Source organism: Microcystis sp. LE18-22.4A (genome assembly GCF_027531105.1).
Lineage (GTDB): Bacteria > Cyanobacteriota > Cyanobacteriia > Cyanobacteriales > Microcystaceae > Microcystis > Microcystis aeruginosa.
This window is the reverse complement of the sequence record NZ_JAPZRB010000279.1, coordinates 1-6,496: the sequence shown is the minus strand read 5'-3', so window position 1 is coordinate 6,496 and position 6,496 is coordinate 1. Positions and strand designations below refer to the sequence as shown.

The 6,496-nt window shown below is 45.8% G+C and carries 4 protein-coding genes and 1 pseudogene; all 5 read left to right on the top strand.

Going from position 1 to position 6,496, the window contains the following annotated elements; translation table 11 throughout:
* Positions 1-647 precede the first annotated feature (647 nt).
* Positions 648-1,574, top strand: a complete 927-nt coding sequence (locus O9295_RS13025; protein WP_288033220.1) for a UDP-glucuronic acid decarboxylase family protein — start codon at positions 648-650, stop codon at positions 1,572-1,574.
* 45 nt (positions 1,575-1,619) lie between these two features.
* Positions 1,620-3,005: a UDP-glucose dehydrogenase family protein gene (locus tag O9295_RS13020; protein WP_288033218.1), complete on the top strand. Its 1,386-nt coding sequence runs from the start codon at positions 1,620-1,622 to the stop codon at positions 3,003-3,005.
* 240 nt (positions 3,006-3,245) lie between these two features.
* Positions 3,246-3,929, top strand: a complete 684-nt coding sequence (locus O9295_RS13015) for a Mo-dependent nitrogenase C-terminal domain-containing protein (RefSeq protein ID WP_288033216.1) — start codon at positions 3,246-3,248, stop codon at positions 3,927-3,929.
* A gap of 348 nt (positions 3,930-4,277) precedes the next feature.
* Positions 4,278-5,966 (top strand): SulP family inorganic anion transporter, encoded by a 1,689-nt coding sequence (locus O9295_RS13010; protein WP_288033215.1) that lies wholly within the window; start codon positions 4,278-4,280, stop codon positions 5,964-5,966.
* A 377-nt stretch (positions 5,967-6,343) separates the two neighbouring features.
* Positions 6,344-6,496: pseudogene (locus O9295_RS13005) on the top strand (Uma2 family endonuclease); the annotation flags it as partial.

The window sequence follows — 6,496 nt, the reverse complement described above, 5'->3', positions numbered from 1 at the left end:
TTCAGCGTGATCAGAAAATACTCTCAAAGCAATAGACCTCTTGCAAAAATCAAAAATCTTCCTTTAGGTGAGGAGTCAGGAGCCAGTAGTCAGTAGTCAGGAGAATTAAGAATGAGCATTAATCAATTAAATGCTCTATTTGGTTATTTTATGCAATTTTATGCTTATTTTTCTCATTTTTGCCCTCTCAAAAATTAATTATGCAAGAACTCTAATCAATATGAAAAGTTAATCAAAGGCTATCAAGGTTTGATAGATATAGTTAATTATCTGAGCAAATTTAAAATTTTGAACTATACTTTAGAAGCTCATTATCATTTCAGAGAATTACGGGAGCAAAAAATTCCTATAGGAACACAAGATTTAAGAATTGCAGCGATTAGTTGATCAGAAAACAGTATTTTAGTAACACGCAATTATCGTGATTTCTCTCAAATCCCTAATTTACGCCTACAAGATTGGACGATATAGAACTCTGTAGGGATGACTACGAAAATTGTTACATTTTTTAAGGATTACCCAGCCATTATTCAGCCATTAGCCTAGCATCGGCGATCGCTGATAACACCCCGTCAAAAAAAATATTTGCCAAAAAACCAGCGTAAGGGTATTTTAAGAATAATTTTATATGTTTACTTGTCGATTACATGAGAATCCTAGTTACAGGTGGTGCGGGTTTTATTGGTTCCCATCTAATCGATCGCTTGATGGAACAGGGTCAAGAAGTGATCTGTCTGGATAACTTCTACACGGGTGTGCGCCGAAATATCGTTAAATGGCTAGGAAATCCTTATTTTGAGCTAATTCGTCACGATATCACCGAGCCGATCCGTTTAGAAGTCGATCAGATTTATCACCTGGCCTGTCCTGCTTCCCCGATCCACTATCAATATAATCCCGTCAAAACGATTAAAACCAATGTTTTAGGGACCATGTATATGCTGGGGTTAGCTAAACGGGTAAAAGCGCGATTTTTGCTCGCTTCTACCTCGGAAGTCTATGGCGATCCCGATGTGCATCCGCAAACGGAAGAATATCGAGGTAATGTCAACTGCATTGGGCCGCGTTCCTGTTATGACGAGGGTAAACGGGTAGCGGAAACCCTAGCTTTCGAGTATTATCGGGAGCATAAAGTCGATATCCGGGTGGCCCGGATTTTCAACACCTACGGCCCGCGAATGCTGGAAAACGATGGTCGAGTGGTGAGTAATTTCGTCGTACAAGCTTTGCGCGGTCAACCCCTGACGGTTTATGGTCAAGGTTCCCAAACCCGCAGTTTTTGCTATGTTTCTGACTTGGTGGAAGGGTTAATGCGTTTGATGAATGGCGATTTTATCGGGCCGGTTAATTTAGGCAATCCCGACGAATACACAATTCTGGAATTAGCACAAGTGATCCAAGGCATGATTAATCCCGAGGCCGAATTGGTCTATCAACCACTGCCGGAAGATGATCCCAAGCAACGACAACCGGATATCACTCGTGCTAAAACTTATCTGGATTGGAGTCCAACTATTCCTCTAAGTCAGGGTTTAAAAATGACGATCGAGGATTTCCGTTCTCGTCTCAGCTAATCCCTAATCAATAAATTTAACTTAATTGTCACTGGAGTAATTATCATGCGTGTTTGTGTTATCGGAACGGGTTATGTGGGTTTAGTCACCGGGGTGTGCCTAGCACATATCGGCCATCATGTCATCTGTATTGACAACAATGAAGAAAAAGTCAAATTGATGAAATCGGGACAATCCCCCATCTATGAACCGGGGTTATCAGAATTAATGCAGTCTTCGGCAGCCTCTGGCAATCTGGAATTTTCCACGGACCTAGAAGCGGGAGTTAAACACGGTGAAATCCTCTTTATCGCTGTTGGTACACCAGCACTACCCACGGGAGAAAGTGACACTCGTTATGTGGAAGCGGTGGCCCGGGGTATTGGAGCCCATCTCAACGGTGGTTATAAAGTAATCGTCAATAAATCGACCGTTCCCATCGGTTCTGGGGATTGGGTACGGATGATCGTCCTCGATGGAGTGGCCGAGAGACAAAAAAATCTCGTGGCTGCGGTTGGCGGTATTAGTACACTCGAACGCATCGAAGCGGCATTCGATGTGGTCAGCAATCCCGAATTTTTACGGGAAGGTTCGGCAGTTTATGATACTTTTAACCCCGATCGCATTGTTTTAGGGAGTAATAACCCGAAAGCCATCGAAATGATGAAGGAATTGTACGCTCCTTTGGTTGAACGCCAATTCGCTGAGGATCCCTCCTTGCCTCCCGTTCCCGTGGTGGTTACGGATCTCAGTTCGGCGGAAATGATTAAATACGCCGCTAATGCCTTCCTAGCCACCAAAATTAGCTTTATTAACGAAGTAGCTAATATCTGTGATCGCGTCGGGGCCGATGTCACCCAAGTGGCTAAAGGTATCGGTTTAGATTCCCGTATCGGCAGCAAGTTCCTCTCGGCCGGGATCGGTTGGGGGGGTTCCTGTTTCCCCAAAGATGTGTCGGCTTTGGTACATACCGCGGAAGACTACGGTTACGAAACGGAATTACTTAACGCCGCTATCAATGTTAACAAACGTCAACGGACAATTGCGATCGAAAAACTGCAACAGGAATTAAAAATCCTCAAGGGTAAAACCGTCGGTTTGTTGGGATTAACTTTTAAACCCGATACCGATGATATGCGCGATGCCCCAGCTTTAACCATGATCGAACAGTTAAATCGTTTAGGTGCTAAGGTAAAAGCTTATGATCCGATCGTTTCCCAAAGTGGTTTAAGTCACGGTTTAAGCGGTGTGATTATCGAATCGGATCCAGAAAGATTGGCCGATGGTTGTGACGCTTTGGTGGTGGTGACGGAATGGCAAGAATTCCTCCGTCTCGACTACGGCAAAATGGTTAAAACCATGCGCGAACCCGTGTTAATTGATGGTCGCAATTTCCTCGATCCTGCGGTGGTGACAGCAGCTGGTTTCCGTTACCTCGGGATCGGACGTTAATCCCAGGAATCCACCTTTTCAGCAGGACTGACGCGCTTGGGGAAGGGACAAGAAGCAGCAACCCTTACCCCTGCTCCTAGGGGCGAAAATTGCCCGATTATGCCGCCTGAAAACCAAAAAATTCCTAGCTGACCCTAAGGATAGTTGCAATGGTTACATGATATGAACAGGAGCCACTAGAATCCGGGAGCGATGGGTAGAATTGAATTGAGAAACTAGAAATCAGTTTTAGCAATACCTATGGTTAGCTCTGTTCAATACCGCTACACTAACGAACAAGTTAGGGACTGGTTACGGGGATTACTGACAATTGCCTGGTGTGATGGGGATTATAGCACCAGCGAACAGGAATCGATCGCCCGTTTCGCTCACGAATTAGAATTAGATGACGACCACGTTCTCTATCAATCGATTAGTCCCGAAGAATTGGCCGCAAGTTTTGGTCATGAACCCAAAATATCAGAAAACTTCCTCCGCACGGCGGTGATGGTGGCGATCGCCGATGGCATTTATTCCCCCGCAGAAGCGGCATTACTGCATAGTTATCGGGATGCTTTCGGGTTAGAAATCGAGGCCTTGTCAGCTTTAGAACATACTATCTGTGAAATTCCCGAAATTACCACGGAAGCGCAGAAATCCGAGTTTATCAGTGCCGAACATCCCCACCCGGATCTGCTGCATCCCCTCAAAGATTGGTTAGATGGGGTAGAAATGCACGATCCGCGTTTGGCCCGGTTTATCTGCAAAATGGTGCCGCCTCAATGTCCTTTTGAACGCGATATCGTGCTGTTTGGTCATAAATTAGTCCATATTCCGCCCCTGTGCAAGTTAAATCCTCTCTACGAACAATTAGTCGGTTTACGCTTCCGGGCTTTATCATACTTAGCCGATGATTGTCAAGAAGATATTTCTGAGTATATTTAGCCAATTTAACTAAAATTGCGGTTAACATGGTATAAATATCCTGCTGACAGAAAATATCTCAACCTAAGGGCTTTTCCTAGCCAGGGCTGGCTGAATAAATCTAAAAACCTTGTTGGATAAGGCTTTTAGACTTTTTTCCCCTCAAAAAGTGCTGACCATTGGAGTGATCGGGGGTAAAATTCTGGGACTTTTTCCCTGAAAATTAGGTAACTGACTACCTCAAAATCGGTAAAACCCTACACCCCACACCCCACACCCCACACCCTGCCCCCACCAACAAACTTTTTCAGCAGACCCTAGCTAATTCTTCCGTTAAAATTAGGTTAAGTCGCCGTTGACAGAGAAAATATGAGTAAAAACTCCCGACGAGTCGATTTTCCTGATTTACCCGGGCTAAAAAACCTGCGCTCCTATCAATGGCAGTGGCTGGGCCGAGATATACTCGCCGGTGTCACCGTGGCGGCCTACGCTATTCCCCAGTGTATGGCTTACGGCGACCTGGCCGGGGTCGAGCCGGTGGTGGGATTGTGGACTCTCGTGCCAGCCGCCCTAGTTTACGCCCTTTTCGGCTCCTCATCGCAACTATCCCTCGGACCAGAATCGACCACGGCAGTGATGACGGCGGCAGCGATCGCACCTATGGTAAGCCTTCAAGGAGAAAATTACGGCAGTTTAGCGGCTTTTTTAGCCCTAATGGTCGGTTTAATCTGTTTAGTTGGTTATATCGCCCGCTTGGGATTTTTAGCTAATTTACTCTCCAAACCAATCCTGATCGGTTATATGGCGGGAGTGGCGGTGATCATGATTGCGGGACAACTGGGTAAAATTAGTGGTTTGTCAATCCGTGAAAATACGGTTTTTAAAGAAATTTTAGCTTTTTTTCGGGGAATAAACCAATGGCACTGGCCAACCCTTAGCCTCGCTCTATTGCTGCTACTATTTCTATTTGTCATCCAAAAATATTTTCCCAAAGCACCGGGTCCCTTGCTGGCGGTTTTACTGGGAACCCTCGCCGTCGCCACCCTCCATCTCGATCAAGAGGGGGTGGCAGTAGTGGGGAAAATTAGCAAGACTTTGCCGAATTTTGGCTTACCAACCCTAGATTTTGCCCAATTACTACCCCTAGTAACCGCGGCCGTCGGCATTGCCCTGGTGGGCTATTCCGATAACGTCTTGACCGCTAGAGCCTTCGCCGCACGTCATAACCAAGAAATCGATGCCAATCAAGAATTTTTAGCCCTGGGACTGGGGAATCTGGCGGCGGGTTTTTGTCAGGGATTTCCCATCAGCAGCAGCGCCAGTCGCACCGCGGTGGGCGATTCCGTGGGTAGTAAAAGTCAGCTTTACTCCCTGGTGGTGGCAGTGGTGGTGGTGGCAGTCATTTTCTTGCTCGGTCCGCTACTGGTACTCTTTCCCAAGGCCGCCTTGGGTGCGCTGGTGATTTATGCAGCCTGTAAACTGGTGGATATTGCCGGCGCTAAACGACTAAAAAGCTTTCGCAATAGTGAGTTTAATCTCGCTGTCCTGACCATGGTGGGGGTGCTAACCACGGGGATTTTAAGCGGGGTTGCCATCGCCATCGGTCTCTCGGTTATCGATTTATTGGCCCGCATTACCCGGCCCGATGATGCGGTCTTGGGTACGGTTCCGGGGGTGATGGGTTTACACGCGCTCCAGGATTGGCCGGAAGCGCAAACAATACCGGGGTTAGTTATCTATCGTTACGATGCCCCCTTATTTTTTGCTAATGCGGCCGACTTTAAACGTCGCGCCCTCAGCGCCATTGCCCGGGAGACAAAAACGGTAGAATGGTTTGTCTTGAATACAGAGGCACTCGGAGAATTGGATAGTACAGCCGTGGAGATTATCGAGGAATTAGCAAGGGAATTATCAAGACAGGGTATAGTTTTCGCCCTAGCAAGGGTTAAACACGATCTGTACTTAGAATTGCAACGTTCCCGCTTGTTAGATAAAATTAGCCAAGAGAGAATTTACTATACTTTGCCGGCGGCGATCGAAGCTTTTAAAAATCGTTAACTGATACTATAGCGTTTCCTAAGCTAGTGAGGTACACCTATTTTTCTTCCCTTTTGCCTTCTGCCTCTTGCCTTTTGCCTAAAACCCATAACTTTTGTACCTCAGTAGAATGTAGGGTGCGTTAGACGGCGACAATCTTTGCTTAAACTTGAATCTAACAATCCGTCGTAACGCACCTATCTATCTATCATTAATTTATTTGGTGCGTTACGCTATCGAATGGCGCACCCTACTACTACTAAATCTGGTTATTAAAAACTGATTATTTATTCACCCTTTTGCCTTTTGCCTGTCCTTATAAGTAGCCTATACTCAACGGATTTAGTATGACTCATAGCTGTTATAATTAGATAAATGTCCCAGCCAGGGGAAAAACTATGACAACTCTCGACATTTTACCAGAAGTTACCTGTCCCCCCACGGATTTATGGAGTGATGAACCACCCTTGGAAAGTGATTTACACCTGCAACAGATCATAATTCTTCTCAGTTGTCTAGAATTGTTATGGCAAGAGAAAAACGATTACTAC